This is a genomic window from Sulfitobacter sp. NFXS29 (assembly GCF_040148765.1).
GTDB lineage: Bacteria > Pseudomonadota > Alphaproteobacteria > Rhodobacterales > Rhodobacteraceae > Sulfitobacter.
This window is the reverse complement of the sequence record NZ_JAGDED010000007.1, coordinates 13,273-38,039: the sequence shown is the minus strand read 5'-3', so window position 1 is coordinate 38,039 and position 24,767 is coordinate 13,273. Positions and strand designations below refer to the sequence as shown.

Here is a 24,767-nt window from a genome sequence, read left to right as displayed (position 1 = left end):
CGGCTCAGGATCAGGCGGCCTTGTCGGCCTTGTCCTCGGTTAGGATGGTGTAAAGCGTGGCCGGATCGGGGTTCGACCGCAGCTTGGTACAGATGCTGGTGTCGCGCAGCGTGCGGGCCACCAGTGCCAGCGCCTTGAGGTGCTCCACCCCCGCATCTTCGGGGGCGAAGAGAGCAAAGGCCACATCGACTGGCTGACGATCGACCGAAGAGAAATCAATCGGTTTGTCCAAGAGCACGAAAGCACCGACCACGCGGTCGATCCCGTCCATCCGCGCATGGGGCAGGGCGACGCCGTGGCCGACACCGGTCGGCCCGAGGGTTTCGCGCGTCATCAGCGCATCCACCACTTGGCCGGCCGGCAGCCCATAGGCTTGCTGGGCGAGTTCGCCGATATCCTGCATCAGACGCTTCTTGCTCGAAGCCGAAGTCAAAACCTTCACGGCCTCTGGCTTGAGGAGTTTGCCGAAATCCATTCCGCTCGCCCTGCTCTTTGGCGGATATTACCGCCGTGGGTTACGAAGGGTCGATCCAGCCGATGTTGCCGTCTTCGCGACGGTACACGACATTCATCCCTTCCTGGCCTTCCTTGCGAAACAGCAGCACCGGGTCACCCGACAATTCCATCTGCATCACCGCTTCACCGACAGACAAAGTTGGCACCTTCGTCTGCATCTCTGCAATGATCATGGGTTGGAGGGTATCAGGTTCCTGCGCATCTGAATCGCTGTCTGACGCGAGGATATAGGAGGACGCGCCCAAAAGTTCAACCGGTTCGGCGCGTTCTTTGTGATGGTCCTTCAGGCGGCGCTTGTAGCGGCGCAGCTGTTTTTCCATCTTTTCGCAGCAGTTATCGAAGGCGGCATAGATCTCTGTCGCCTTGGCCTTGGCCGACGCATTTAGACCGGTGGAAAGATGCACGGTGGCCTCGCAGGCAAATTCGTGACCTGTTTTGGAAAACACCACCATAGCATCTGTCGGGCGTTCGGCATATTTGGTGACCGCCTCGTCCAGTTCGGTCCGGACATGTGTCCGGAGCGCATCGCCAATGTCGATCTGTTTGCCACTGATCTGATACCGCATATCGTCTCCTTGTCTTTCTTGTTCCGAACATTGCCAAACGGTCCACACGCGTGGAGCGCGACAACTTTCAGATATGGAGGAATGGTGCTGCGACCAGGATGATTTCGACCGTTCCTTCGCGGGAAGGGCGATGCAGGATCAAACAGGAACGCGATGTCACCATAGGTCAATGAGGCCGCGTTTCGGTTTGAAAGTCAATGGCGCCGATGCGTCGGGCGACTTTTAATGACTACAATCAGAGCGATTTTCGACAAAGGCTAAGCAATGCTCTGCCGAGGTCTGGTCGAGGCGCTGAAGGACGCTAAGTGTTAGGAAATGCGGAAGTTATCGCCAAGGTAGACGCGGCGCACATTCTCGTTTTGCACAACTTCTTCGGGCGTTCCGGACATCAGAACTTTGCCCTCATGCAGGATATAGGCGCGGTCCACGATCTCTAGGGTTTCGCGGACGTTGTGGTCGGTGATCAGCACGCCAATGCCCCGTTTTTTAAGGTCGGCAACCAATTGCCGGATGTCCCCGACAGAGATCGGATCGACCCCGGCAAAGGGTTCGTCAAGCAGCAGATAGTTGGGATTGGCGGCCAGACAGCGGGCGATTTCGACGCGGCGACGCTCCCCACCCGACAGGGCCAGCGCAGGCGCGCGGCGCAGGTGTTCGATGGAAAACTCGGTCAGCAACTCCTCGAGCCGTTCGCGGCGCTGGTGACGGTGTTTGACCCGGATATCGAGAATCGCGCTGATGTTGTCTTGCACCGACAGCCCGCGAAAGATGCTCATTTCCTGCGGCAGATAGCCAATCCCAAGCTGCGCACGGCGGTACATCGGCAGGGTGGTGACATCCTTGCCATCCACAGTGACGCGCCCGCCTTCGGGCGTGACCAGCCCGGCCACCGCGTAGAAAGTCGTTGTCTTGCCCGAGCCGTTCGGCCCCAACAGCGCCACGACCTCACCCCGGTCAAGCTCCATCGAAAAGTCGCGGATCACCGCTTTCTTGCGATAAGACTTGCGCAAATGCTGAATGCGCAGGCCGGATTCGCCCCCGGCGACCTTGAGTTCGGGCGGCATCAGTTGCCGCTGCCGGGCTGCAAGATTGTCTTCACGCCGCCCGACATCTGCGCCGTGCCGTCGTTCAGGTTTACTGTCATTTCCTGCGCGCTCAACGCACTGGGGCCTTGGGTCATCAGCACATCGCCGCTCATTACCAAGGTGCCTGCGTCGATATCATAGTCGGCCCGCTGCGATTCAGCGGCATCTTCGCCCGCGACCAAGACCACGCCGCCAGTTGCTTCCAGCTTGGCGATGCCTTGATCCGACGCGCGATAGATCACCTCGACCTTGCCGGCGGATAGGGTCATTTCGCCCTGCGAAATCAATACATTGCCGGTAAAGACAGCGGTGCCCGTGGCGTTGTCGACCGACAGGTTGTCGGCGGTCACTTCGACGGGCAGGCTGGTATCTTGCTCTAGCGCGCCAAAGGCCACATCGGCAGATTGGGCAGAGACAGGGGCGGCATGCAGCGCGAGAAACAGCGGCAGCATCAAAATAATCAAATGTCTCAAGGCAGTTACTCTTTCGTTGCTTGCGGCGTGTATATCAGTTTCACACCCTTTGTGAAAAGCAATTGCGATCCGACGCTGTTCTGGCGGTTGGTGATGACCATGCGCCCGGCGGTGATTTCGCCTGCGGGGCTGGTGGCTTTGACCGGGCCGGGTGATAGCAGATCTAGTGTGGTGAGGTTTGAAGTCATCCGGTCCGACAGAATCTGGTAGCCGGTTGAGGTGCTAACCCGCACATCGCCCGCCAGTTCCGCCTCTTCCGCGCCGGTGTCAAACCGACCTCTGTTGGATTGCAGGGTGATCTTGGCACCGCCCTGTAGGTCCAGCGTCGCCTCGATCTCTTCGGCCTCATTGGTGCCGGTTTCCCCGCCGGGGGTGGTCAGCTTTTCCGCCGAGAATGAGATCAGATCGCCATCCGCCGTGGTGCCGGAATAGAAGGGGCCGGTGATCTGCTGATCGCGCAGCCGCTCTTGCACTTCTTTATCCGCAAAGGGGATCACAGCCTGCGGCTCAATCGCGCGCGACAGCAAAAACAGGGTCGACAGCAGCGCCAGCGCGATCAGCGGAAAGAGCACTTTCAGCCAAGAGACGACGCGAGAGTGGCGATCCCCCTTCATCGCACGCTACCCCAGCCCAACGCGCAGGCAGTCGTGGATATGCAGCAGGCCCACGGGCGATTTGCCGTCGTTCTGGGCCGGGTCGGTCACGATCAAGCAGGTGATCTTGCGGTTGTTCATCACGCCCACGGCTTTTTCCGCTAGTTCGTCGGGGCCGATGGTGACAGGGGCCGGGGTCATGACCTCACGCGCGGTCATGGTCATCAACCCGTCAAGGTGCCGCGCGAGGTCGCCCATGGTGATGATCCCGGCCAGTGCGCCAGCGCCATCGGTCACGCAGACCACGCCAAAGCCCTTGCGGCTCATCTCGCTCAGCGCGTCGGGCATCGGTGCGTCGGCTGCGACCAGCGGCAGGGCACCGCCCACATGCATCAGATCGGCCACACGGCTCAGCCTTGCGCCCAGTTTGCCGCCGGGGTGGAAGTCGCGGAAATGCTCGGCGGTGAAGGCGCGGTTCTCCATCAGGGCCACGGCCACAGCATCGCCCATCGCCAGCGTCAAGGTGGTCGAGGTGGTCGGCACGACGCCGGTGCCGCAGGCCTCTGCCGCGCGGGGCAGTTCCAGCACCACGTCGCTATGGCGGCCAAGGCTGCTGTCGGGGCGGCTGGTGATGCCGATGAGCGGGATCGCATAGCGGCGCGAATAGGCGATGAGGTTGGCCAGCTCCGGTGCCTCGCCCGAGTTTGAAATCGCCAGCACCACATCAGCCGCAGTGATCATCCCCAGATCACCGTGGCTCGCCTCCGCCGGGTGCACGAATTGCGCGGGCGTGCCGGTAGAGGCCAGCGTCGCTGCGATCTTGTTGCCGATATGGCCCGATTTGCCGATGCCGGTGACGATCACGCGGCCCTTGCAGGCGCGCATCAGATCGACAGCGGCGCGAAAGCGGTCATCAAGGCTGTCGGCCAGCAGCGTCAGCGCCTCGGATTCGCAGCGGATGACGCGGCGGGCGGTATCAAGGAAAGGTGTGCTCATGCGTGTGCGAAGATGTCCGTGTCCGGCCATCCCTCCAGATCCAGCCGGGCGCGCATCGGCAAGAAATCGAAACAGGCCTGCGCCATGTCCATCCGGCCTTCGCGTATCAGGCGTTTGTTAAGTTCATCGCGCAGCCTGTGCAGATAGAGCACATCCGACGCGGCATAGTCGATCTGCGCTTGGGTCAGCTTTTCGGCCCCCCAATCGCTGGATTGTTGCTGTTTCGAGATGTCGACGCTCAGCAGTTCTTGGCACAGTTTCGCCAACCCGTGCCGGTCGGTATAGGTGCGCACCAGACGGCTGGCGATCTTGGTGCAATAGACCGGCGCTGCGGTGGCGCCAAAGGTGTTGCGCATCGCGGCGATGTCAAAACGGCCGTAGTGGAACAGCTTCAGCACATGTGGATCTTCCAACAGCGCGCAGAGGTTCGGCGCCTCGGTCTGGCCCTTGGCGACCTGCACCAGATGCGCGTGACCATCGCCGCCCGAAAGCTGCACAACACAGAGCCGGTCGCGATGCGGATGCAGCCCCATCGTTTCGCAATCGATGGCGACCATCGGCCCAAGGTCGAGGTCATCCGGCAGGTCGTTCTGATAGAGGAAATTTGTCATGAGCACGTCTATATCGTGCTTGTGCGGCATGGGAAAGCGGAGGCTTCGCCCCGGGTCAGGCGGTGGCCAGATCCTGCAATGCGGGGCGGGGATAGCGGCGCAGCAAGCGGGCGACCAGTAGATGGCACCGGTAACCGGACCACTCGGGGCGGATCAACCCGCCGGGCAGGGCGGGGTGTTTTAGCACCAGCCGCCGCCAATTGTGCACGATCAGACAGCGCAGAACCGCGACATCCAAGGCGCTCAACCTGTCTGCATCCGGCAGTTCGGCGTCCAAGGTAGAAAGCGCAGCCAGCAGCGCAGCATAGTCGGCCTCAAGCTCGGCAGGCTCCACCGCGCGGCGCAGCCAGTCGGGCGGCGGCCTGCCGGGCAGGGCAAGGCAGTCTTTGGGGGCCGCGTTACCGGCCCGCCCGACATAGGCGCGGGGCATGGCGGCGATGAAACCCGCGTCCCGCAGGGCGCTGTCGGTCTCGCGTCCGTTCTCTTCGGTCACCACCATCTGCCATGGCTCTGACAGGTCCGGCGGCGCGGCGTAGATGCGGGGGCTGGCGGCGGCACTTTCCGCGCGGCCTTGGGCGGTCAGGCTGTGCTGGCTGATCCGCCCGACCTTGTGTGACTGCAACCACCCGTCATTGCGCAGCCGATGGAGCGCCACGCGGCTCGCCTCTGGCCGCACGTCGAGCGCGCCCATGATCGTCGAGAGCACCGGCCCGTCGATCGCATCGCCCTCTCCCTGTGCCAGATCGCCAAACAGGCTGACCATCAGCGACCAGACGCGCTGGCCCCCCAAGCCCGCAAAGGCCGCGACAGCGGGAAGGGAGGGATCAGAGGGCATTCATCGTCAGCAGTTCATATTCCGCGACCGCCTCCTCGCGTTGGTTGGTCAGGGTCACATGCCAGCGCACCTCGCCATATTCCTCGGTGCGCGGCGTCTTGTGCTTGACCGAGAGCCGCACCTTGATGCTGTCGCCCGCCGAGACAGGCTCAAGAAAGCGCAGGTTGTCGAGGCCGGTATTGGCCAGCACCGGGCCGGGATCGGGCTGCACGAAAAGGCCCGCAGCGAAGCTGAGCAAGAGGTAGCCGTGTGCCACGCGGCCCGGGAAGAAGGGGTTCGCGGCGGCGGCCTCGTCGTCCATATGAGCGTAGAAAGTATCGCCGGTGAAATGGGCGAAGGTCTCGATATCCTCCAGCGTGACTTCTCGGGTGGGCGAGTAGAAGGTTTCGCCCAGATCCAGCTCGGTGAAACGGCGGGTGAAGGGATGCGCGCGGTCTGTGATCTCTTCCGCCCCCGGCACCCATTGTTTGCCGATCGTGGTGAGGATGTCGGGGCTGCCCTGAATGGCCGTGCGCTGCATGTAATGCATCACGCCGCGGATGCCGCCCAGTTCTTCGCCGCCGCCTGCCCGGCCCGGCCCGCCATGCACCATATGCGGCAGCGGAGAGCCGTGGCCCGTGGCCTCCCCCATCGACGTGCGGTTGTTGAAATAGAGCCGTCCGTGGAAGGCTGCGGAGCCCATGGTCAACTCGCGCGCCACCTCACCATCGTTGGTGATGATGGAGGCGACGAGAGAGCCTTGGCCGCGGTTCAGCAACTGCGAGGCGTGGGCCAGATCGCGGTAGGGCATGAGGGTGGACACCGGGCCGAAAGCCTCGGTGTCATGCACGCGCTCGGCCTTATCTGGGTCTGCACAATGGAACAGCATCGGCGGCAAGAATGCGCCCTTGTCTTTGTCAGCGCCTTTGACTGTGAAGTTGTCGGGGTCGCCAAAAACACGCTCGGCCTCGGCACTCAGCAGACCCACCTTTTCCAGCACGTCGCGTTTCTGGCTACCCGAGACCAGCGCGCCCATGCGCGTATCCTCGGCGCGGGGGGCGCCGATGGTGGTCTTGGCGAGCCGTTCGGACAGGGCCGCGATCACCGCGTCGACCTGCGCCTGCGGCACCATGATGCGGCGGATGGCGGTGCATTTCTGCCCTGCTTTCGCGGTCATCTCGCGCTGCACTTCCTTGACGAAGAGGTCGAACTCTGGCGTGCCGGGCACGGCGTCGGGGCCAAGGACCGAGGCGTTTAGACTGTCTTGCTCCGAGGTGAAACGCACGGAGTTCTGCAGCAACAAGGGATTGCTGCGCAGTTTCAGCGCGGTATCGGCAGATCCGGTAAAGGCCACGGCATCCTGACAGTCGAGGTGGTCGAGCATGTCGCCCAAGCCGCCGCTGACCAGTTGCAGCGCGCCCTTCGGCAGCAGCCCACTGTCGAGCATCAGCCGCACGCAATGTTCAGTGACGTAGCAGGTCGCCGTTGCCGGTTTTACGATCGCCGGGACACCTGCCAGCAGGGTCGGGGCCAGCTTCTCCAACATGCCCCAGACCGGGAAGTTGAAGGCGTTGATATGCACCGCCACGCCCTGCAGTGGGGTGCATATATGCCGACCCATGAACTGGCCCTCGCGGCCCAATTGCTCGGGCGCACCGTCGAGATAGACATGGGCGTCCGGCATCTCGCGCCGACCTTTAGAGGCGAAAACCAGCATGGTGCCGATGCCGCCGTCGATGTCGATCTTGTGGTCCGACAGCGTCGCGCCGGTGTCGTAGCTCAGATCATAAAGCGCTTGCTTGTGCTCCATCAGATGCAGCGCCAGCGCTTTCAGCATCCGCGCGCGGTCGTGGAAGGTCATGGCGCGCAAGGTAGGGCCGCCGTGGTCGCGGGCAAAGCCCAGCATGGCCTGCGCGTCGAGCGCATCGTTGCCGGCCTGCGCGATGACCTCGCCGGTGATGGCGCTGGCGATGTTGCGGGCGCCCGCGCCCGGGGCCAGCCATTCGCCTGCCGCGTAACTGTGAATATCGCGCATGTCGGCTCCTTTAGTGCGTGTCGTAGTCGATGGTGAGCGTATCGCTCAGCGGATAGCTCTGGCAGGTCAGCACATAGCCGCGCTCGACCTCGTAATCCTCCAGCGCGTGGTTCGAGATCATCTCGACCTCGCCCTCCAGCACCTTGCCCATGCAGGTCGAACAGACCCCGGCCTTGCAGGAGAACGGCGCTTCCTGTCCGTTTTCAAGCGCCGCTTCCAGCACCGATTGGCCCTTCTGCATGGTGAAACTGCGCCGCGCGCCGTCGATGATGACGGTGATTTCGGTGCCGCTCTGCCCCTCGCTGCGCTTGGCCATTTCCTGTTTGGCCAGACGGCCCTGCTGGCTTTCGCTGAAGAGTTCGAACTTGATCTGTTCGTCGGTCAGCCCATTGGTCTTGAGCGCCTCGGCAATCGCCAGCATCATCGGCTCAGGGCCGCAGATGAAGGCGGTGTCGATATTGTCGATCTGGATCCAATGTTTAAACAGCGCATCGCATTTCGCTTGATCGATACGGCCCTCAAACAACTCCATATCCTGACCGGATTCGAGGATGTGGATCACCGTCAGCCGGTCCATGTAGCGGTTTTTGAGGTCTTCAAGCTCCTCGCGGAACATGATCGTGTTCACCGCGCGGTTGGCATAGACCAGCGTGAAGGTCGATCGCGGCTCGCGTTTCAGCACTGTTTTCAGAATCGACAGCACCGGGGTGATGCCCGAGCCACCCGCGAAGCCGAGATAGTTCTTGGCCACCTCCGGCTCGATCGCGGTGAAGAATTTGCCCTGCGGCGGCATGGCGTGGAGCGTATCGCCGACCTTGAGCTCGGTATTGGCATAGGTCGAGAACGCGCCGCCATCGACCCGCTTGATCCCGACCTTCAACTCGCCGTCGTCGAGACCGGCGCAGATCGAGTAGTTGCGGCGCAGCTCGGTGCCGTCGAAATCCTGTTTGAAGGTCAGGTACTGGCCTTGGGTGAAGGCAAAGGCATCCGGGTTTTCCGGCTTCAGCGTCAGCACCACCGCGTCGCGGATGGTGTGGTGGATGTCGGTGACGGTGAGGGGGTGAAACTGGCTCATCGGGGCCTCAGATACATTTGAAATAGTCGAAGGGTTCACGGCATTCGGTGCAGCGCCACTGCGCCTTGCAGGGGGTCGAACCGAACTGGCTGACCCGCTCCACCGCGGGGGATTTGCAATGCGGGCAATGTTGCGGCCCACCGGCGGGGCGGGGTGGCGCGATGCCGTAGGCTTCGAGCTTGGCGCGGCCGGTGTCGGTCATCCACTCAGTAGTCCATGGCGGGGAGAGCTGGCGCTTCAGCTCCAGCTTTTCGATCCCGTGGCCGTGCAGCGCTATCTCGATATCGAGGTTGATGATGCTGGTGGCCGGGCAGCCCGAATAGGTCGGCGTGATGGTCACGACCAGCGTGTCGCCCTGCCAAACCACGTCGCGGATGATACCCAGATCAGTGAGTGAGATCGCGGGGATCTCCGGGTCCGGGATCGCCGAGAGCCATGCCCAAACCGTCTCTAACGCGGGCTTTTCGGCCAGCGCGGCACTGCGCGGGGCGGTATCGCGCACCACCCCCGGCACCGGCGCGGGGGCCGGCCGGCTGTGGGGGCTGGGTTTCACCATGTGGCGTCCGGGTAGGCGCGCTGCAGCCACTGCATCTGGGTCAGCATATGGCCGAGATGTTCGCTGTGCCGCGCGCCGCTTTTTCCGCCTTTGTGGGCAAAGTCGTCTTCCGGTTTGGTGAGGGTCGCGGCTGCCAGCGAGTCGCCGACCAATTGGTCATAGCTCGCGCGCAGGCTTTCCGGTTCGGGCGCGATGCCCGCCTTGACCATCGCCGTGTCGACGTCATCGCCGATGAACATCTCGCCGACATAGGGCCAAAGCAGATCAAGCGCCGCCTGCATCCGACGGTGGCTTTCCTCGGTCCCGTCGCCGAGGCCGATCACCGTGTCAGAAGAGCGCTCGAGGTGATAGGTCACTTCCTTGGCCGATTTCTCGGCGATGGCGGCAATTTCCTTGTCGCTGGAATCGATCAGCGCGGTCAGCTGCGCCAGATGCCATGCGTCAAACAGGAACTGCCGCATCATCGTCTGGCCGAAGTCGCCGTTGGGCTGTTCGACCAGCAAGACATTGCGGAAATCCCAGACGTCGCGGTGGAAGGCCAGCTTGTCGGCATCGCGGCCTGCGCCTTCGACTTCACCGGCAAGACCTAGCCAAAGCTGCGTCTGCCCGATCAGGTCCAGCGCCACGTTCGCCAGCGCGATGTCTTCTTCCAACACCGGGGCCACGCCGCACCATTCCGAGACGCGGTGGCCCAGCACCAGCGCGTTGTCGCCCATGCGGCAGAGGAATTCGAACTTGGGATCGGTGCTCACATCGCCCCCACTTCGTCGGGAATGTCGAAGAACGTCGGGTGCCGGTAAACCTTGTCATTGGCGGGCTCGTAAAGCGCGCCTTTTTCTTCCGGCGAGGAGGCGGCGATAGCGCTGGCCTCGACCGCCCAGATGCTCACGCCTTCGTTGCGGCGGGTATAGACGTCGCGGGCGTTCTTGATCGCCATTTCCGCGTCTGGCGCGTGCAGGCTGCCGACGTGGCGGTGGCTCAGACCGTGCTGGCCGCGGATGAAGATCTCCCACAGGGGCCATTCGGTGGTCCGCGCCTTGCCATGCGGGGCGGCTTCGGTGCCTGTGTATTCGCTGGATTCAGGGCTGCTCATGTCGCTTACTCCGCTGCCATTTTTCTGCTGCGCTTTTTCTCGGCGTGGGCCAGAAGCCCCTCGCGCACCCAACGGCCGTCGTCCCAGGCCTTGTTGCGCGCCGCCAGCCGTTCGGTGTTGCAGGGGCCATTGCCTTTGAGCACCTGAAAGAACTCTTCCCAATCCGGCTCGGCGAAATCGTAGTGGCCGGTTTCCTCGTTGAACTTGAGGGTCTCGTCGGGGATCGTCAGGCCGAGGTATTCGGCCTGTGGCACCGTCTCGTCGACGAACTTCTGGCGCAGCTCGTCGTTGGTGTTCATCTTGATCTTCCACGCCATCGACTGCGCGGAATGGACCGAGTCTTTGTCCGACGGACCGAACATCATCAGCGCCGGGAACCAGAAACGGTTCAGTGCATCTTGGGCCATTTTGCGCTGCGCCTCTGTGCCCTTGGCCATCTTCATCATGATGTCGAAGCCTTGGCGCTGGTGGAAGGACTCCTCCTTGCAGATCCGCACCATCGCCCGGGCGTAAGGGCCATAAGAGGTCCGCTGCAGCGGCACTTGGTTCATGATCGCGGCGCCATCGACCAGCCAGCCGACAGCGCCCATATCGGCCCATGTTAGGGTCGGATAATTGAAGATCGAAGAGTACTTCATCTTCCCCGACAGCAGATCGCGGGTCATCTGGTCGCGGGTCACGCCAAGCGTCTCCGCCGCGCAATAGAGGTAGAGGCCGTGGCCGGCCTCGTCCTGCACTTTAGCCAAGAGGATCGCCTTGCGCTCCAGCGTCGGCGCGCGGGTGATCCAGTTGCCCTCGGGCAGCTGGCCGACGATTTCAGAGTGGGCGTGCTGGCCGATCTGGCGGATCAGGTTCTTGCGGTAGCCATCGGGCATCCAGTCCTTGGGCTCGATCTTGCCGCCCGCGTCGATGCGTTCCTGAAAGGCGCGCTCTTCAGGCTCCATCTCGTCGAGGGACTTGATGCCCTTGCCGGTGGATTTGATCATCTGTGCATACATCGTTCTGTTCCTTTCTCGGAAAGAAGTCTCAGCCTGCGTTTTCGAGGATCAGTGCAACGCCCTGACCCACGCCCACACACATCGTACATAGCGCGTATTTGCCGCCCGTCCGCTTGAGTTGCAGCGCCGCCGTCATCACCAGACGCGCGCCGGACATGCCCAGAGGGTGTCCGATGGCGATGGCGCCGCCGTTGGCGTTCACATGGGGCGCGTCGTCCGGCACGCCAAGCGCGCGCAGGGTGGCGAGGCCTTGGCTCGCGAAGGCCTCGTTGAGTTCGATCACATCCATCTGCTCGATGGTGAGGCCCGCGCGGTCCAGCACCTTGCGGACTGCGGGGATCGGGCCGATGCCCATGACGCGCGGCTCGACACCTGCGGCAGACATGGCAACAACGCGGGCGATGGGGTTGAGGCCGTGGTCCTTCACGCCCGCCTCAGACGCCAGCAGCATCGCCGCCGCGCCATCATTCACGCCCGAGGCGTTGCCCGCGGTAACCGTGAGGTCCGCGCCATTGATGCCGCGCAGTTTGGCGAGCTTATCGCGCGAGGTACCGGGGCGGGGGTGCTCATCGCGGTCCACGACCACGTCATCACCCTTGCGCTGCGGGATCGTGACGGGGGTGATTTCCTCAGCAAAGATACCCTTTTCATCCGCCTGGGCCCAGCGTTGCTGGCTGCGCGCTGCAAAAGCGTCTTGATCTTCGCGCGACACGTCATGGTCGGCGGCGACGTTGTCGGCGGTTTCGGGCATGGAATCCACGCCGAACTGGGCCTTCATCTTGGGGTTCACAAAGCGCCAGCCGATGGTGGTGTCATAGACGGCATTGCTGCGCGAAAAGGCGGTTTCGGCCTTGGGCATGACGAAAGGCGCGCGGGACATGCTCTCGATCCCGCCTGCAATGGCCAAATCCATATCACCAGCGCGGATCGCCCGGGCGGCGGCCCCCACGGCATCCATGCCGCTGGCGCAGAGACGGTTGATCGTGGCGCCCGGGACATCGACGGGCAGACCCGCCAGCAGAGCGGCCATGCGCGCGACGTTGCGGTTGTCTTCGCCCGCTTGGTTGGCGCAGCCCATGATGACATCATCGACACGCGCCCAGTCCACCGAAGGATTGCGCTCCATCAGCGCCTTCAACGGGATCGCGGCCAGATCGTCGGCGCGAACCGAAGAGAGGATGCCGCCGTAACGGCCAATGGGGGTGCGCTGCGCGTCGCAAATAAATGCCTGCATGGGGGTGCTCCTGTTGTTGCCCCACAATTTACACATCAGGGCGATTCGTTTCAATCAAAATGTTACGGAATATAATTTCGGCGTTGATTTCGGTAACACGTTACAGCCCTGTCGCCAAAGCTTCGCCAAAGGGTCACGCAGCTGTCGGCGCTCTGTCACGCATAGGGGGTTCTGTGCGGCCATCGCCACCCTCAGAGGAAGCCCAAGATGACCAAACTGATCCGCCCGACCCGTCGCGCTGTGCTGGCGGGCTCCACCGCCTTTGCCGCAAGCCTTGCCATGCCCAGCCTCAGCCGTGCCGCCGCGCGCCCGGTGTTTACCCATGGGGTGCAATCGGGTGATGTCGACACGCAATCCGGCATGATCTGGACCCGCACCGACCGCCCGGCGCGGGTGCAGGTCGAAATCTCTACAACCGAAAGCTTCGCCAACGCCCGGCAGCTTGCACCGATGAACGCGCTGCCGAACCACGATCTGGCCGTGAAACGTCTGGTCGAAGGGCTGCCGTCGGATCAGGATATTTTCTACCGCTTCACCGCTGCTGACCTGAGCGACATCAACGCGACCTCCGAGCCGATCATCGGCCAGTTCCGCACCGCGCCGGCCGCCCGCCGGAATGTGCGCTTTGCTTGGTCGGGCGATACCGCCGGTCAGGGCTGGGGCATCGACGATGAGGGCATGCGCACCTATGCGACCATGGCCAAACACCGCCCGGATTTCTTCCTGCATTCCGGTGACACGATCTATGCCGATGGCCCGCTCGAGGATGAGGTGCAGCTTGAGGATGGCACGCTGTGGAAAAACACCACCATCATCGACGAGAAGCGCAAAGTGGCTGAGACGCTGGACGAATATCGCGGCCAGTGGAAATACAACCTGATGGACGATCATGTGCGCGAGATGAACGCCCATGTGCCGACCTTCATGCAGTGGGACGACCATGAGGTCGTGAACAACTGGTCCTCCTCGCGCAGCCTGATGGAAGACGACCGCTATAGCGAGAAGTCGATCCACGTTCTCGCCGCCCGCGCCTCGCAAGCCTTCCATGAGATGACCCCGCTGCGCATCACCCCCGCCGAGCCGGGGCGGGTTTACCGCAAGATCAACTACGGTCCGATGCTGGATGTCTTTTTCCTCGACCTGCGCAGCTACCGCGGGCCGAACAGCGAGAACATGCAGACCGAGATGTCGCAGGCCACAGAGATCCTCGGGGCCGAGCAGATGGCATGGCTCAAGCGCGAGCTGACCAATTCGGCGGCCACATGGAAGGTCATCGCCTGCGACATGCCCATCGGTCTGGTTGTCGGCGGCGGGGCCGAGGCGGTTGCCAATGGCGATAATGGTGCCGCCAAGGGCCGCGAGCAAGAGATTGCAGGGCTGCTGCGTTTCATCAAGACCGCGCAGGTCGACAACGTGGTCTGGTTCACGGCGGATGTGCATTACACCGCCGCGCATTACTACAACCCCGACAAGGCGCAGTTTCAGGACTTTGACCCGTTTTGGGAGTTTGTCTCGGGCCCGCTGCACGCGGGCACCTTTGGTCCGAACGAATTGGACGGCACCTTTGGCCCCGAGTTGAAATACGTCAAAGCACCGGAGGAGGGTCAGGTGAACCTGCCGCCTTCTGCTGGTCTGCAATTCTTTGGGTTGGTCGATATCGATGCCAAGACCCAGCAGATGAAAGTGCGCCTGATGGACCGTGCCGATACCGAGCTTTATTCGGTGACGCTCGACCCTAAAGGAGCGGCGATCTAAGCGCCCTCCGCTTGGCACAGTGAGAGGATCGCCCGGATGCGGGCGATCCTTTTCGTGTCTTAGTAGTCGACGCCGCGCTGCGCTTTTATCCCTGCTTTGAACGGGTGTTTGACCTCGGACATCTCGGTCACCAGATCGGCATAGTCGCAAAGCTCGGGCCTTGCGTCGCGGCCTGTCAGCACCACCGCTGTCCGTTTGTCGCGGGCATTAAGCCCGGCGATGACATCTTCGATCTTGAGGTATTCATAGCGGATGGCGATGTTAATTTCATCCATCACCACAAGGTCATATTCGCCGCTTGCCATCATTTCGCGTGCTTTGCCGAATGCGGCTTCGGCGGCGGCGATGTCGCGGTTGCGGTCTTGGGTGTCCCAAGTGAAACCTTCGCCCATCGTGTGCCATGTCACCTCGTCCAGCTGTTCAAAGAACAGCCGTTCGCCGGTTTTCCATTTGCCCTTGATGAACTGTACTACGCCAACGCGCTGTTTCCAGCCAAGCGCGCGTACGACCACCCCGAAAGCAGAGGAGGATTTGCCCTTGCCCGGCCCGGTATGGACCAGCACCAGACCCTTGTCAGGGTCTTGCAGTTCGGCCACCTTGGCGCGTTGTTCGGCCTGACGCTGCTGCATCTTCTCCTTATGGTCTCGCGGATCCGCGTCGCTCATCGGTCATCTCCTCTATCCGGTTTCGGGGCACCATAGGCAGAGGGCGAGCGGGGCGAAAGCCCGCAATGAATCACGCCTTGGGATCGGTGACAGACCGCGCCTTGCCGCGTTCCATCCCCAACTGCCGTTCGCGCCAGATCACCAGCGCGCCCGCGCTGATCACCAGCGCCGCGCCCGCCAGCATCATCATCGTTGGCAGTTCGGCAAAGAAGACATAGCCCAGCACGATGGCAAAAAGCATCGAGGTATAGTCATAGGGCGCCAGCATTGAGGCCGAGCCAAAGCGATAGGCCGAGGTGATCAGAATCTGCGCCACCCCGCCAATCAGCCCGGCCAGAACCAAGAGGCCGAAGGTTTGCAGATCCGGCATGACCCAACCAAAGGGCAGGGTGCAAAGCGCCAGCAGCGACGCGGTGCAGGAGAAGTAGAACACGATCGCGGCGGTGTCTTCGTTCTGCACCAATTGCCGGATGTGGATCTGCACAAGACTGCGCACCATCGTCGCCATCAGAATCAACAGCGCGCCAATGGTGGCTGTCTGTTCCATCGTACCGATGCTGCTGAAACGCGGCCAGAGGATGATCATCACGCCAACCAGCCCGATCGCCACGGCAGTCACGCGGATCAGACGGATTTGTTCGCCCAGCAATACGGCGGCAAGGATCACGGTGAAAATCGGTGTGGCAAAGCCGATGGCGGTGACCTCGGGCAGGGGCAGCAGGCCAAGGCCGGTGAAGGTCAGCCCCATCGCCGTGGTGCCAAACAGCCCGCGCCAGACATGGCCCATCGGGTTCTTGGTCTTAAGCCCGCTTTTCAGTTTGCCGCGTTGCGCCAGCCAAATCAGGATCACTGGAATGGCAAAGAAGGAGCGGAAGAAAACGGACTCGCCTGCAGGTACGTCGTCGGCCAGCGATTTGATGATCGCAGACATACAGGTAAAGAGCAGGATCGCCGTGATTTTCAGCCCGACGCCAAGGGCGGGGCGGGCGGAGAAATCATCGACTTTCATACTCTTGTCCTCATGCTTCGGGGCCGATCCGTCCGCGGTTGGTGCCGATCTGCCCGCGGTGCAGCAGCAGATGATCCAAAAGCACGCAGGCCATCATGGCCTCGCCCACCGGCACCGCGCGGATGCCGACGCAGGGATCATGGCGGCCCTTGGTGATGATCTCGGTCTCTTCGCCCTGTTTGGTGATGGTGCGCCGTGTGGTCAGAATGCTGGAGGTCGGCTTCACCGCGAAACGCACGACCACATCCTGCCCGGTGCTGATCCCGCCCAAGATACCGCCCGCGTGGTTGGAGGAATACTCCGGCCCCTCTGGCCCCATGGTGATCTCGTCCGCGTTCAGCTCTCCGGTCAGCATCGCCGCTGACATGCCCTCGCCGATCTCCACGCCTTTGACGGCATTGATGCTCATCATCGCGGCGGCCAGATCGGTGTCGAGCTTGCCATAGACCGGCGCGCCGAGGCCCGCAGGCACGCCGCGCGCGGTGACTTCGATGATCGCACCCACGCTGCTGCCGGACTTGCGCAGCCCGTCGAGATACGCGGCCCAGTCGTCCGCTGCCTTGGCATCGGGCACCCAAAAGGGGTTTTGGTCGATCTGATCCCAGTCAAACGCTTCGCGGTCGATCTTATGCGGGCCCATCTGTACCATATAGCCGGTGATCTGCAGGTTCGGGGCCAGCGCCTTGATCGCCTCACGCGCCAGACCACCCGCCGCCACCCGCGCCGCCGTTTCACGCGCCGAGGAGCGCCCACCGCCGCGATAGTCGCGGATGCCGTATTTCTGGAAATAGGTAATGTCGGCATGACCGGGGCGGAACTTGTCCTTGATATCGCCGTAGTCTTTGGAGCGCTGATCGGTGTTCTCGATCATCAGCTGGATTGGCGTGCCGGTTGTTACCCCTTCGAAGGTGCCCGAGAGAATCCGCACCTCATCCGCTTCACGCCGCTGCGTGGTGTATTTGTTCTGGCCCGGTTTGCGCTTGTCCAACCACTGCTGGATCATGCCCTCGTCAATCGGCACGCCGGGGGGGCAGCCGTCAATCGTGGCGCCAAGGGCGGGACCGTGGCTTTCGCCCCATGTGGTGACCCGGTAAAGATGGCCAAAGCTGTTGATCGACATGGGCGGACCTCCTGTTGTCAAACCCTTAGCCGGGGCAGCGCCCTGCCTCAAGGGGATTTGCCTTGCCAATTGTGCAGGTCCGATCTACCCCTGACGCTACCTCGGGGGGCCTTTGGGCTGAGATGTACGTGTTGTGCGGACCCGTTGAACCTGAACCGGTTAACACCGGCGGAGGGAAGGTCCGGACAGACATCCACCTTTTACCTTTCGCCGCAAAAGGAGGATGCGATGAAGTATCTTACACTTGCTGCGGGCGTCTTGGGCGCATCGGCTGCATGGGCCGAAACGCCTGAATTGACAGTCTATACCTACGACAGTTTCGTCACCGAATGGGGCCCCGGCCCGGCCATCAAAGAGGGGTTCGAGGCCGAATGCGGCTGCGACCTGAAATTCGTCGGCATGGGCGATGGCGCGGCACTGCTGGCGCGGCTTAAGCTTGAGGGCACGCGCTCTGACGCGGATATCGTGCTGGGGCTCGACACCAGCCTTGTCGCTGCCGCGAAGGAGACCGAGTTGTTTGCGCCGAGCGGGTTGCAGGCCGACTACGACCTGCCGATCACTTGGGAAGACGAAGTTTTCGTCCCCTATGACTGGGGCTATTTCGCCTTTGTCCATGGCACCGATCTGGACGCGCCCGGCGATTTCAAAGCGCTGGCTGAGAGCGATCTCAAAATCGTGATCCAAGACCCGCGCTCTTCGACGCCCGGTTTGGGGCTACTGATGTGGGTCAAAACGGCCTATGGCGATGAGGCGCCCGAGGTTTGGGCAGGGCTTGCGGATAACGTCGTGACGGTCACAAAGGGCTGGTCCGAGGCTTACGGCCTGTTCCTCGAAGGCGAGGCCGACATGGTGCTCAGCTACACGACTTCCCCCGCCTATCACCTGATCGCAGAGGAGGACGACAGCAAGACTGCCGCGCTCTTTGACGAAGGCCACTACATGCAGGTCGAAGTAGCGGGAAAGCTCGCGGGGTCGGATCAGCCCGAACTGGCGGATCAGTTCTTGCAATACCTCGTCTCTGACGCCGCGCAATCGGTGCTGCCGACGACCAACTGGATGTACCCCGCCGTGATGCCTGAGGGCGGTTTGCCCGATGGGTTCGACGGTATGATCCAACCCGCCAAGGCGCTGTTGGTGCCCAATGCCGATGTACCTGCGCTCCGTGAAGAGGCCTTGAACGAATGGCTGACCGCGCTGTCGCGTTAAGCGGCAAAACGGGGCCTTTCGCCGCCGCACTGGTCGCGGGCCTGATCCTTGCCGCCCTGGTCGCTGTTTTCAGGGCAGCCGATGTGGCGGCAGGGCTGGGGGCGGCGGATTGGTCGGCGGTGCGTTTTACCGTCACGCAGGCGATCTGGTCGGCGGTGCTCTCTGTGCTGCTGGCCGTGCCGGTCGCCCGCGCCTTGGCACGGCGGCGGTTTTGGGGGCGTGGGTTGCTGATTACATTGCTCGGCGCGCCGTTTATTCTGCCGGTGATCGTGGCGGTGCTGGGGCTGCTGACGGTCTTTGGCCGTTCGGGCGTGCTGAACCAGTTTGGCGCGGCTCTGGGCCTGCCGCCCGTGTCGATCTACGGGTTGCATGGCGTCGTTCTGGCCCATGTTTTCTTTAATCTTCCGCTGGTGACACGGCTTTTGCTGCAAGGCTGGCAGAGCATCCCGTCAGAGCGCTTTCGACTGGCCGGGCAACTGCAGATGACGCCGCGGGCGCTGTTTCTGGCGCTGGAATGGCCGATGCTGCGGCAAGTGCTGCCCGGCGTGGCGGCGCTGATTTTCGTGATTTGCCTGACCAGTTTCGCCGTGGCCCTGACACTGGGCGGCGGTCCGCGTGCTACGACGATCGAGCTGGCGATCTATCAGGCGTTTCGGTTTGATTTCGATCTTGGGCGAGCCGCGCTTTTGTCGGTGGTGCAGCTTGTGCTCGCCGGTGCTGCGGCGGTTGCGGCGCTTTGGCTGATCCCGCCGATCAGCATGGGCGGCGGGCTGGACCGCCCCTTGCGTCGCTGGGATGCGCTGGGCGGGGGGCAACGGTTGCTCGACATCACCGTGATTACGGTTGCCGCCTTGTTTTTGCTGCTGCCGCTGGGGGCTGTAGTGCTGCGCGGATTGGTCGGTTTGGGGCAACTGCCGCCTTCGGTTTGGCAAGCTACATTGAACAGCATTCTGGTGGCGGGCCTCAGCGTGATGGTACTTGCCGCACTGGCGTTGCCGATGGCGGGTTGGATCGCCACCCGGCGGCGCGGCGGTGTTGAGGCGATTGGCCTGATGGGTTTGGCCGCCTCGCCGCTGATGATCGGCACCGGCTGGTTCATTCTGATTAACCCAGTGCTCGACCCGGCGCGGTTGAGCCTCCCCGTTACGGCCCTCGTGAACGCGCTGATGGCGCTGCCCTTCGTGCTGCGCATTCTGGTGCCGCGCCTTCGCGAGACGTTGCAGGATTATGGCCCGCTGACCCAGACCCTCGACATGAAAGGTTGGGCGCTTTGGCGTCTGCTGGTCTTGCCGCGCTTGCGGCCGCAGCTGGGCTTTGCCGCCGGGCTGACGGGGGCGCTTTCGGTGGGTGACCTAGGCGTCATCGCGCTGTTCGCGGATCAGGACCGTGCGACGTTGCCCTTGCAGATGTTCCGTCTGATGGGCGCCTACCGGATGGAGGCCGCGGCGGGCGCGGCGCTGTTGCTGCTGGGCTTGGCGCTGGCGGTGTTTTTCATCTGCGACAAATGGGGGCGCTGGCATGCTGACGCTTGAAGGAATGCGCATTGAACGGGGCGAATTCAGCCTTGCCGCTGACATGACCCTCGCACCGGGGCGCAGCTACGCCGTGATCGGCCCCTCTGGGTCGGGCAAGTCGACCTTGCTGGCGGCGATCTGTGGGTTTGTGCCGGTGGCGGCGGGGCGGTTGTTGCGGGATGGCGCGGACATCACCGAACAGCATCCCGGCCAGCGCGGCATGACGATGTTGTTTCAGGATAATAACCTGTTCCCACATCTCACCGTGCGGCAGAACGTCGGGCTTGGCCTGCGCTCCGACCTGCGGCTGACAGCAGCGGATCGAGAGACGATTGACGCCGCCCTCGCGCGGGTGGGGCTGAGCGATTACGCCGCCAAACGCCCCGGCGCGCTGTCGGGTGGGCAACAGAGCCGCGTGGCGCTGGCGAGGGTATTGGTACAGGCGCGGCCTTGGGTGCTGTTGGATGAACCCTTTGCGGCGCTTGGCCCGGCGCTGCGGGTTGAGATGTTGGACCTTGTCCAAGACCTCGCCCGAGAGACCGGGGCGGGGCTGATCATGGTGACCCATGCACCAGATGACGTGCGCCGCATCGCGGATGAGGTGATCTTTGTCGAAGGCGGGCGCGCCCATGCCCCGGGGCCAGCGGCGGAATTGCTCGACAACCCGCCACCGGCCTTGCGTGCCTATCTGGGCTAGGCTGCGGAAATTTTCGAAATTTCCGCGGCGTTTTCTTTTGAAGAAAACACCTCCAGTGCTTGGGTCATGCCGAGGGCGGCATGCGCGGCCTCGCGTCCTTTGGTGACGAAATGCGCGCGGTAGATCGCGTTGTGATGGTCGGTTTCCTGATAATGATGCGGGGTGAGCGAGACCGACAGCACGGGCAGGTCGCAGTCCAGCCCCACGCGCATCAGCCCATCGACTACCGACTGCGCCACGAAGTCATGGCGGTAGATCCCGCCATCGACCACGAAAGCCGCGCAGATCACGGCGTTATAGCGCCCGGTCTTGGCCAAGCGCTGTGCCATGAGCGGCAATTCAAAGGCACCGGGAACGGCAAAACTGTCGACCTGAGCTGCGTCGATAACTTCGGTAAATCCGTCATAGGCGCGGTCGACGATATCCGCATGCCAACTTGCGCGCACAAAGGCGAAACGGGCGGAACGATCTTGTGTCATTGTGATCTCCTTTAGGTTCAGACACGTCCACCCAAGGCGATCACGAGCATAGGCAGGGCCGAGGCCCCACATCTGTTCGCATTCTCTTCCATCCGGACTGTGACCGTCGGCTCTGGAATCACACCAGATCTGCTGACACCTTCGAAAAGGCCGCTCGCGGGCTTGCGGAGGACCGCTTACCGCCGGTGGGGAATTTCGCCCCGCCCTGAGAATGATGCTAGGTTGCCAAGTTGGTGAAGGCTCTGCAATACCAAAAGAAACGCCCGAGGAGCCGCCATGCATCCCAATCCGATCTACCGCAAAGAGGGTCGAGACCGGAACCTCGCGTTTGCCCGCGATGTCGGTTTTGGCGTGTTGGCGATGAATGCCGACGACGGGCCGCTAATGGCGCATGTGCCCTTCATCCTGAACGACACCGGGGATCTGGCGGAGCTACATCTGGTGCGCTCAAACCCCATCGCGCGGGCGTTGAAGACCCCGCAGCCGGTGCGTTTGGCGGTGACCGGGGCCGACAGCTATGTCTCGCCCGATTGGTATGGCATCAAAGACCAAGTGCCGACATGGAACTATGTCGCCGTGCATCTGACCGGGATGCTAGAGGCGCGCCCGGCAGAGGAACTGCCCGACCTGCTGGCGCGGCAATCGGCGGTCTATGAGGCGCGGCTGGCGTCCAAGACCCCGTGGACGATGGACAAGATGACCCCCGAGGCGCGCGACAAGATGCTGCGGATGATCGTGCCCTGCCAGATCCGCGTCACCGGGATCGACGGCACGTGGAAGCTGGGCCAGAACAAGGATGACGCCGTGCGTCTGGCGGCGGCGGATCAGATGGCAGCGCATGGGTTCGGGACAGAGCCTGCGGTGATGGCGGCATTGATGCGCGGCGTGTGATCGCCGTTGCGTCAGGCGCGGCCCCGTTGAATAGTGCGGGCAACCAAGGGGGGACTTCACGTGAAACTATTTTATTCTCAAACCTCGCCCTATGTCCGCAAGGTCATGGTGCTGCTGCACGAAACTGGCCAGCTTGATGATGTCGCGCTGGAGCCGACCTCGGGCACGCCGCTGGCCCCGGCCGAGGGCTTTGCCGTGCGCAACCCGCTGACCAAAGTGCCCGCACTGGAGCGACCGGACGGATGCACGCTTTATGACAGCCGGGTGATCTGCGCCTATCTGGATAACCGCGCCAGCGCGGGGCTTTACCCCCAAGGCGCAAGCAGGTGGGACACTTTGACGCTGGAGGCCACGGCGGACGGGATGCTCGATGCAGCGCTCGCCATGGTCTACGAAGGCAAGTTGCGCCCCGAAGATAAACGCATGCCCGAATGGGTCGAGGGCCAGTGGGGCAAGGTTGAACGGGCCTGTAAAACGCTGAACAATCAATGGGCGGCGCATTTGGCGGGGCCTTTAGATATGGGGCAAATCGCGGTTGGCTGTGCGTTGGGCTATGTCGATTTCCGCCATGGCGCACGCGATTGGCGGGCTGGACACCCTGATCTGGCGGCGTGGTTCGATGCCTTTGATTCGCGTCCCGCGATGATGCATACGGCGCCGCCGCAGTAATCGGGCCGTAATGATATTGCCACAATCGCGGTATTTTTGCCGCGTTGTGGCAGGCTTGACCCAAGATGCGCGGCTTTGGCATCTGGACGGGCGCGGTCCATCCCGGTAGATAGCGGCGAGAAGTCAGGTGGCAAGGTGACGCCACCCCTATGTCTGACGGCCAGATTTGGCCAAGAATTGGAGTAAACCCGTGTCCCAAGCAGAAGAACACGCAGGCACCCGGAGGGATTTCCTGTATTACGCGACAGCCGGTACAGGTGCCGTCGCCGTTGGTGCCGCCGTCTGGCCGCTGGTCAACCAGATGAACCCCTCTGCCGATGTAAAGGCGCTGTCGTCCATTCGTGTGGATGTGTCCGGCGTTGAAGTCGGGACGCAGCTGACCGTGAAATGGCTGGGCAAGCCCGTGTTCATTCGCCGCCGCACAGAGGCCGAGATTGAAGAAGCAAGCGCTGTCGACGTGTCCAGCCTGCCGGATCCCATCGCGCAGAACGCAAACCTTGGCAGCGATGTGCCTGCCACCGACGCGAACCGCGCGTTGGACGAAACTGGCGAATGGCTGGTTCAGATGGGCGTTTGTACACACCTCGGCTGCGTGCCTTTGGGTGATGCTGGCGACTTTGGCGGCTGGTTCTGCCCCTGCCACGGGTCGCATTACGATACCGCTGGCCGCATCCGTAAAGGGCCGGCCCCACGCAACTTGCCGGTGCCTGTCGCCGAATTCGTGGACGAGTCCACGATTAAACTGGGTTAAGGGAGCGGAAGAAAGATGTCTGGAATTCCTCACGACCATTACGAGCCGAATTCGAACGGCGAAAAGTGGCTGCACCGCCGCCTTCCCATCGTTGGCCTTTTGTACGACACATTGATGATCCCCACGCCCAAGAACCTGAACTGGATGTGGATTTGGGGCATCGTGCTGACTTTCTGTCTGGCACTGCAGATCATCACCGGCATCGTTCTGGTGATGCACTACACGCCGCATGTCGATCTGGCCTTCTCGTCGGTTGAGCACATCATGCGCAACGTGAACGGCGGCTATATGATCCGCTATCTGCATATGAACGGCGCGTCGCTGTTCTTTATCGCGGTCTATGCGCATATTTTCCGTGGTCTCTACTATGGCTCCTATAAAGCCCCGCGTGAGATCACGTGGATCATCGGCATGTTGATCTATCTGCTGATGATGGCCACCGGCTTTATGGGCTACGTTCTGCCTTGGGGTCAGATGTCCTTCTGGGGCGCGACCGTGATTACCGGCCTCTTTGGCGCGGTTCCCTTCGTCGGTGAAACACTGCAGACATTCCTGCTGGGTGGACCTGCCGTTGATAACGCGACCCTGAACCGCTTCTTCTCGCTGCACTATCTGCTGCCCTTCGTGATTGCGGGCCTTGTGGTTCTCCACATCTGGGCCTTCCACACGACCGGCAACAACAACCCCACCGGGGTCGAAGTGCGCCGCACCTCGAAAGAAGACGCCAAGAAAGACACGCTGCCGTTCTGGCCCTACTTCGTGATCAAGGACTTGTTCGCGCTGGCCGTAATCCTCACGCTGTTCTTCGCGGTTGTTGGCTTCATGCCGAACTATCTGGGCCACCCGGACAACTACATCGAAGCCAACGCTCTGGCGACGCCTGCGCACATCGTGCCGGAATGGTACTTCCTGCCCTTCTACGCGATCCTGCGGGCCTTCACGTCTGAGGTTTGGGTTGTGCAAATCGCGTCCTTCGTGACCGGTGGCATCATCGACGCCAAGTTCTTCGGCGTGCTGGCGATGTTCGGTGCGATTGCCGTGATGGCGCTGGTGCCGTGGCTGGACACATCCTCTGTGCGCTCGGGCCGGTATCGTCCGATGTTCAAATGGTGGTTCGCCCTGCTGGTGATCGACTTCTTCGCCCTGATGTGGCTGGGTGCGATGCCCGCAGAAGAGCCCTATGCGACCTTCTCACTGATCGCCGCTGCCTATTGGTTCGCCTACTTCCTCGTGATCTTGCCCCTTTTGGGTGTGATCGAGAAGCCGCTGGCGCAGCCTGAAACCATCGAAGCCGACTTTGACGCGCATTATGCGCCCAAGGCAGGCGGCACCAAGACGCTTGTGAACCCGGCGGAATAAGGATCAT

The 24,767-nt window shown here is 62.4% G+C and carries 27 protein-coding genes and 2 riboswitches; of the genes, 8 read left to right on the top strand and 19 right to left on the bottom strand.

Translation table 11 applies throughout. The features are described 5' to 3' along the window. Window positions 1–10 precede the first annotated feature (10 nt). The 15 genes from J3456_RS12180 to pcaF all read right to left on the bottom strand — a co-directional run bounded on the left by J3456_RS12180 (window position 11) and on the right by pcaF (window position 12,645). The gene (locus J3456_RS12180) at window positions 11–475 is read right to left on the bottom strand and encodes a PTS sugar transporter subunit IIA (protein WP_349580479.1); all 465 of its coding nucleotides are present in this window, start codon (window positions 473–475) and stop codon (window positions 11–13) included. A 40-nt stretch (window positions 476–515) separates the two neighbouring features. Further along, window positions 516–1,082, bottom strand: coding sequence for a ribosome hibernation-promoting factor, HPF/YfiA family (hpf, locus tag J3456_RS12175; RefSeq protein ID WP_349580478.1), 567 nt, complete (start codon window positions 1,080–1,082; stop codon window positions 516–518). Between the two features lie 308 nt (window positions 1,083–1,390). Next, window positions 1,391–2,149, bottom strand: coding sequence for an LPS export ABC transporter ATP-binding protein (lptB, locus tag J3456_RS12170; protein WP_120349865.1), 759 nt, complete (start codon window positions 2,147–2,149; stop codon window positions 1,391–1,393). Continuing rightward, window positions 2,146–2,619: a lipopolysaccharide transport periplasmic protein LptA gene (gene lptA / locus J3456_RS12165; RefSeq protein ID WP_386283852.1), complete on the bottom strand. Its 474-nt coding sequence runs from the start codon at window positions 2,617–2,619 to the stop codon at window positions 2,146–2,148. Before lptA ends, lptB begins: the two co-directional genes overlap by 4 nt. 26 nt (window positions 2,620–2,645) lie before the next feature. After that, on the bottom strand, window positions 2,646–3,254 hold the full coding sequence (lptC, locus tag J3456_RS12160) for an LPS export ABC transporter periplasmic protein LptC (protein WP_349580477.1): 609 nt from the start codon (window positions 3,252–3,254) through the stop codon (window positions 2,646–2,648). Window positions 3,255–3,260: 6 nt separating this feature from the next. Further along, a complete protein-coding gene (locus tag J3456_RS12155) occupies window positions 3,261–4,229 on the bottom strand; it encodes a KpsF/GutQ family sugar-phosphate isomerase (protein ID WP_349580476.1) in 969 nt (322 codons plus the stop codon). Continuing rightward, window positions 4,226–4,840, bottom strand: a complete 615-nt coding sequence (locus J3456_RS12150; RefSeq protein WP_067630549.1) for a ribonuclease D — start codon at window positions 4,838–4,840, stop codon at window positions 4,226–4,228. The genes J3456_RS12155 and J3456_RS12150 overlap by 4 nt, the downstream gene beginning before the upstream one ends. Before the next feature lie 55 nt (window positions 4,841–4,895). Next, complete coding sequence (locus tag J3456_RS12145) at window positions 4,896–5,675, bottom strand: PaaX family transcriptional regulator C-terminal domain-containing protein (RefSeq protein ID WP_349580475.1); 780 nt, start codon at window positions 5,673–5,675, stop codon at window positions 4,896–4,898. Continuing rightward, on the bottom strand, window positions 5,665–7,689 hold the full coding sequence (gene paaZ, locus J3456_RS12140) for a phenylacetic acid degradation bifunctional protein PaaZ (RefSeq protein ID WP_349580474.1): 2,025 nt from the start codon (window positions 7,687–7,689) through the stop codon (window positions 5,665–5,667). Before paaZ ends, J3456_RS12145 begins: the two co-directional genes overlap by 11 nt. Window positions 7,690–7,699: 10 nt before the next feature. Then, on the bottom strand, window positions 7,700–8,764 hold the full coding sequence (locus J3456_RS12135; RefSeq protein ID WP_349580473.1) for a 2Fe-2S iron-sulfur cluster-binding protein: 1,065 nt from the start codon (window positions 8,762–8,764) through the stop codon (window positions 7,700–7,702). A gap of 7 nt (window positions 8,765–8,771) precedes the next feature. Then, window positions 8,772–9,320: a 1,2-phenylacetyl-CoA epoxidase subunit PaaD gene (gene paaD, locus J3456_RS12130; protein ID WP_349580472.1), complete on the bottom strand. Its 549-nt coding sequence runs from the start codon at window positions 9,318–9,320 to the stop codon at window positions 8,772–8,774. Beyond that, window positions 9,314–10,036: a 1,2-phenylacetyl-CoA epoxidase subunit PaaC gene (gene paaC, locus J3456_RS12125; RefSeq protein ID WP_349580606.1), complete on the bottom strand. Its 723-nt coding sequence runs from the start codon at window positions 10,034–10,036 to the stop codon at window positions 9,314–9,316. Before paaC ends, paaD begins: the two co-directional genes overlap by 7 nt. Window positions 10,037–10,068: 32 nt before the next feature. Next, entirely contained in the window at window positions 10,069–10,413 is a 345-nt protein-coding gene (gene paaB, locus J3456_RS12120) for a 1,2-phenylacetyl-CoA epoxidase subunit PaaB (RefSeq protein WP_349580471.1), read from the bottom strand. A gap of 5 nt (window positions 10,414–10,418) precedes the next feature. Then, window positions 10,419–11,411 carry a 1,2-phenylacetyl-CoA epoxidase subunit PaaA gene (gene paaA, locus J3456_RS12115; RefSeq protein WP_349580470.1) on the bottom strand — a complete coding sequence of 331 codons (993 nt, stop codon included), beginning with the start codon at window positions 11,409–11,411 and terminating at the stop codon, window positions 10,419–10,421. A 28-nt stretch (window positions 11,412–11,439) separates the two neighbouring features. Then, window positions 11,440–12,645: a 3-oxoadipyl-CoA thiolase gene (gene pcaF, locus J3456_RS12110; protein ID WP_349580469.1), complete on the bottom strand. Its 1,206-nt coding sequence runs from the start codon at window positions 12,643–12,645 to the stop codon at window positions 11,440–11,442. 207 nt (window positions 12,646–12,852) lie between these two features. Between pcaF and J3456_RS12105 the strand changes: the two genes are divergently transcribed. Further along, a complete protein-coding gene (locus J3456_RS12105; protein WP_349580468.1) occupies window positions 12,853–14,400 on the top strand; it encodes an alkaline phosphatase D family protein in 1,548 nt (515 codons plus the stop codon). Between the two features lie 59 nt (window positions 14,401–14,459). Here J3456_RS12105 and cobO read toward each other — a convergent pair whose 3' ends face one another. The 3 genes from cobO to aroC form a co-directional block, all read right to left on the bottom strand. After that, the gene (cobO, locus tag J3456_RS12100; protein WP_349580467.1) at window positions 14,460–15,065 is read right to left on the bottom strand and encodes a cob(I)yrinic acid a,c-diamide adenosyltransferase; all 606 of its coding nucleotides are present in this window, start codon (window positions 15,063–15,065) and stop codon (window positions 14,460–14,462) included. Between the two features lie 70 nt (window positions 15,066–15,135). Further along, window positions 15,136–16,074, bottom strand: coding sequence for a DMT family transporter (locus J3456_RS12095; RefSeq protein ID WP_349580466.1), 939 nt, complete (start codon window positions 16,072–16,074; stop codon window positions 15,136–15,138). A gap of 10 nt (window positions 16,075–16,084) precedes the next feature. Further along, a complete protein-coding gene (gene aroC / locus J3456_RS12090; RefSeq protein ID WP_349580465.1) occupies window positions 16,085–17,194 on the bottom strand; it encodes a chorismate synthase in 1,110 nt (369 codons plus the stop codon). 92 nt (window positions 17,195–17,286) lie between these two features. After that, window positions 17,287–17,388, top strand: a riboswitch (TPP riboswitch). Window positions 17,389–17,422: 34 nt separating this feature from the next. Between aroC and thiB the strand changes: the two genes are divergently transcribed. The 3 genes from thiB to J3456_RS12075 are packed head-to-tail and all read left to right on the top strand — an operon-like array spanning window position 17,423 to window position 20,611. Next, entirely contained in the window at window positions 17,423–18,400 is a 978-nt protein-coding gene (gene thiB / locus J3456_RS12085) for a thiamine ABC transporter substrate binding subunit (RefSeq protein WP_349580464.1), read from the top strand. Beyond that, window positions 18,376–19,932, top strand: coding sequence for a thiamine/thiamine pyrophosphate ABC transporter permease ThiP (locus J3456_RS12080; protein WP_349580463.1), 1,557 nt, complete (start codon window positions 18,376–18,378; stop codon window positions 19,930–19,932). Before thiB ends, J3456_RS12080 begins: the two co-directional genes overlap by 25 nt. Then, a complete protein-coding gene (locus J3456_RS12075; protein ID WP_349580462.1) occupies window positions 19,919–20,611 on the top strand; it encodes a thiamine ABC transporter ATP-binding protein in 693 nt (230 codons plus the stop codon). The genes J3456_RS12080 and J3456_RS12075 overlap by 14 nt, the downstream gene beginning before the upstream one ends. On the opposite strand, the gene J3456_RS12070 is transcribed toward J3456_RS12075, so the two are convergent. After that, window positions 20,608–21,090: a 6,7-dimethyl-8-ribityllumazine synthase gene (locus tag J3456_RS12070; protein WP_349580461.1), complete on the bottom strand. Its 483-nt coding sequence runs from the start codon at window positions 21,088–21,090 to the stop codon at window positions 20,608–20,610. The genes J3456_RS12075 and J3456_RS12070 overlap by 4 nt on opposite strands. A 76-nt stretch (window positions 21,091–21,166) precedes the next feature. Continuing rightward, window positions 21,167–21,307: riboswitch (FMN riboswitch) on the bottom strand. A gap of 59 nt (window positions 21,308–21,366) precedes the next feature. Here J3456_RS12070 and J3456_RS12065 point away from each other — a divergent pair. The 4 genes from J3456_RS12065 to petB all read left to right on the top strand — a co-directional run bounded on the left by J3456_RS12065 (window position 21,367) and on the right by petB (window position 24,760). Continuing rightward, entirely contained in the window at window positions 21,367–21,981 is a 615-nt protein-coding gene (locus tag J3456_RS12065) for an FMN-binding negative transcriptional regulator (RefSeq protein ID WP_349580460.1), read from the top strand. A gap of 60 nt (window positions 21,982–22,041) precedes the next feature. Next, a complete protein-coding gene (locus J3456_RS12060) occupies window positions 22,042–22,650 on the top strand; it encodes a glutathione S-transferase (protein WP_349580459.1) in 609 nt (202 codons plus the stop codon). A 190-nt stretch (window positions 22,651–22,840) separates the two neighbouring features. Next, window positions 22,841–23,401, top strand: a complete 561-nt coding sequence (gene petA / locus J3456_RS12055) for a ubiquinol-cytochrome c reductase iron-sulfur subunit (RefSeq protein ID WP_259946958.1) — start codon at window positions 22,841–22,843, stop codon at window positions 23,399–23,401. Window positions 23,402–23,416: 15 nt separating this feature from the next. Then, window positions 23,417–24,760, top strand: coding sequence for a cytochrome b (petB, locus tag J3456_RS12050; RefSeq protein WP_269341996.1), 1,344 nt, complete (start codon window positions 23,417–23,419; stop codon window positions 24,758–24,760). The last annotated feature ends 7 nt before the right edge of the window (window positions 24,761–24,767 follow it).

Bases quoted from the DNA above. Each gene is read 5' to 3' on its own strand.
- J3456_RS12180 (WP_349580479.1), bottom strand. From the start codon at position 475: ATGGATTTCGGCAAACTCCTCAAGCCAGAGGCCGTGAAGGTTTTGACT.
- hpf (WP_349580478.1), bottom strand. From the start codon at position 1,082: ATGCGGTATCAGATCAGTGGCAAACAGATCGACATTGGCGATGCGCTC.
- lptA (WP_386283852.1), bottom strand. From the start codon at position 2,619: ATGCTGCCGCTGTTTCTCGCGCTGCATGCCGCCCCTGTCTCTGCCCAA.
- lptC (WP_349580477.1), bottom strand. From the start codon at position 3,254: ATGAAGGGGGATCGCCACTCTCGCGTCGTCTCTTGGCTGAAAGTGCTC.
- J3456_RS12155 (WP_349580476.1), bottom strand. From the start codon at position 4,229: ATGAGCACACCTTTCCTTGATACCGCCCGCCGCGTCATCCGCTGCGAA.
- J3456_RS12150 (WP_067630549.1), bottom strand. From the start codon at position 4,840: ATGACAAATTTCCTCTATCAGAACGACCTGCCGGATGACCTCGACCTT.
- J3456_RS12145 (WP_349580475.1), bottom strand. From the start codon at position 5,675: ATGCCCTCTGATCCCTCCCTTCCCGCTGTCGCGGCCTTTGCGGGCTTG.
- paaZ (WP_349580474.1), bottom strand. From the start codon at position 7,689: ATGCGCGATATTCACAGTTACGCGGCAGGCGAATGGCTGGCCCCGGGC.
- J3456_RS12135 (WP_349580473.1), bottom strand. From the start codon at position 8,764: ATGAGCCAGTTTCACCCCCTCACCGTCACCGACATCCACCACACCATC.
- paaD (WP_349580472.1), bottom strand. From the start codon at position 9,320: ATGGTGAAACCCAGCCCCCACAGCCGGCCGGCCCCCGCGCCGGTGCCG.
- paaC (WP_349580606.1), bottom strand. From the start codon at position 10,036: ATGGGCGACAACGCGCTGGTGCTGGGCCACCGCGTCTCGGAATGGTGC.
- paaB (WP_349580471.1), bottom strand. From the start codon at position 10,413: ATGAGCAGCCCTGAATCCAGCGAATACACAGGCACCGAAGCCGCCCCG.
- paaA (WP_349580470.1), bottom strand. From the start codon at position 11,411: ATGTATGCACAGATGATCAAATCCACCGGCAAGGGCATCAAGTCCCTC.
- pcaF (WP_349580469.1), bottom strand. From the start codon at position 12,645: ATGCAGGCATTTATTTGCGACGCGCAGCGCACCCCCATTGGCCGTTAC.
- J3456_RS12105 (WP_349580468.1), top strand. From the start codon at position 12,853: ATGACCAAACTGATCCGCCCGACCCGTCGCGCTGTGCTGGCGGGCTCC.
- cobO (WP_349580467.1), bottom strand. From the start codon at position 15,065: ATGAGCGACGCGGATCCGCGAGACCATAAGGAGAAGATGCAGCAGCGT.
- J3456_RS12095 (WP_349580466.1), bottom strand. From the start codon at position 16,074: ATGAAAGTCGATGATTTCTCCGCCCGCCCCGCCCTTGGCGTCGGGCTG.
- aroC (WP_349580465.1), bottom strand. From the start codon at position 17,194: ATGTCGATCAACAGCTTTGGCCATCTTTACCGGGTCACCACATGGGGC.
- thiB (WP_349580464.1), top strand. From the start codon at position 17,423: ATGAAGTATCTTACACTTGCTGCGGGCGTCTTGGGCGCATCGGCTGCA.
- J3456_RS12080 (WP_349580463.1), top strand. From the start codon at position 18,376: ATGGCTGACCGCGCTGTCGCGTTAAGCGGCAAAACGGGGCCTTTCGCC.
- J3456_RS12075 (WP_349580462.1), top strand. From the start codon at position 19,919: ATGCTGACGCTTGAAGGAATGCGCATTGAACGGGGCGAATTCAGCCTT.
- J3456_RS12070 (WP_349580461.1), bottom strand. From the start codon at position 21,090: ATGACACAAGATCGTTCCGCCCGTTTCGCCTTTGTGCGCGCAAGTTGG.
- J3456_RS12065 (WP_349580460.1), top strand. From the start codon at position 21,367: ATGCATCCCAATCCGATCTACCGCAAAGAGGGTCGAGACCGGAACCTC.
- petB (WP_269341996.1), top strand. From the start codon at position 23,417: ATGTCTGGAATTCCTCACGACCATTACGAGCCGAATTCGAACGGCGAA.